Genomic DNA, 1172 nt, shown 5'->3' with positions numbered 1-1172 from the left:
CGGTTACATTTCGAACCCGGAAGCTAAGCCTTTCAGCGCCGATGGTACTGCAGAGGGGACTCTGTGGGAGAGTAGGACGCCGCCGAACAATTTTTCAGCTCCGGTCTCCGGAAACCAGTCAGTGGTTTCCGGAGACCGGAGCATTTTTGCGTTCAGCCACAGGTGGCCGTGTGCGCGTAACGCCGCGTTCACCTTGCGTCGCCAGGATCCGCGGCATGGGGACAGTGGAGACGCTCAAGTCGGCCGGGGTGTGCGCCGGTGACGAGGTCGTGGTGCCGGCGTACGGCAACGCCGAAGTGACGGAGGCGGTGGTGGAGTTGGGTGCGCTGCCCGTCTTCGCGGATGTCGACGGCGAGAGTTACTGCCTCGATCCCGCCGCGGTGTCCGACGTGATGACGCACCGTACCGCCGCCGTCGTCGCGATACACCGCTTCGGGCGGCGGGCCGACGACGGCTGGATACGGGAACTCGGACGACGGCACGGGCTGTTGGTACTGGTCGTGGACGAACCGGGTGCGGCGTCCGAAGGGGCCGAGCCTCGCAGGTCGCACGCGGCGTACCTCGATGGACGGCTCAAGGGTGTGGAGACGCCGACGCCCGCCGCGGGGCACACCTATGAGCAGTACGTGGTGCGGGTCCCCGGCAATGGCCGCCCGGACCGGGACGCGTTCGCGCGGGCGCTGCGGGCCAAGGGCGTCGCCTGCTGGATTCCCGTACAGGCGCCGGTGTACCGCATGCCGGGACTGCGGCGGGATGTGTTTCTGCCGCAGACCGAACGGGCCGTGGACGAGACGCTGGCATTGCCGTTGCGGGCGGGAATGGAACGGCGGGAGCTGCACCGCATGGTGGGGGCCTGCAATGCGCTCGGGGGATTGTTGCAGCCCGCGTTGTGACGGGCCGCCAGGCGCGTTCCGGGAGCGGTGCGTGCGCGATTCGGAGCTTCGCCGCAGGGCATGTATGATCTATTCCGCTGGCTCGCCCCAATAGCTCAGTCGGCAGAGCGTCTCCATGGTAAGGAGAAGGTCTACGGTTCGATTCCGTATTGGGGCTCAGAAGGGAAAGGCCCCCGCTGCTATGGCGGGGGCCTTTTGCATGCGGTGGTGGAAGAACTGTGTTGTTCCCGCCCCCCCCCCCCCCCCCCCGCGCAAAAACCCCGCAAAAAAAGATGTGGT

1 protein-coding gene, 1 tRNA gene and 1 rRNA gene are annotated in these 1172 nt (G+C 66.9%); all 3 read left to right on the top strand.

Features of this window, described 5'->3' with window-relative positions; translation table 11 throughout:
- A 5S ribosomal RNA gene (rrf, locus tag ACFWWQ_RS26520) occupies positions 1–88 on the top strand; the annotation flags it as partial.
- Positions 89–215: 127 nt separating this feature from the next.
- Complete coding sequence (locus tag ACFWWQ_RS26515) at positions 216–893, top strand: DegT/DnrJ/EryC1/StrS family aminotransferase (protein ID WP_384600997.1); 678 nt, start codon at positions 216–218, stop codon at positions 891–893.
- A gap of 84 nt (positions 894–977) precedes the next feature.
- Positions 978–1050 (top strand) — tRNA-Thr (locus tag ACFWWQ_RS26510).
- The last annotated feature ends 122 nt before the right edge of the window (positions 1051–1172 follow it).

The sequence above is a fragment of the Streptomyces sp. NPDC059080 genome (assembly GCF_042739975.1).
GTDB classification, from domain to species: domain Bacteria; phylum Actinomycetota; class Actinomycetes; order Streptomycetales; family Streptomycetaceae; genus Streptomyces; species Streptomyces benahoarensis.
The sequence above is the reverse complement of the archived record's forward strand: the minus strand, read 5'-3'. Positions and strand labels throughout refer to the sequence as shown.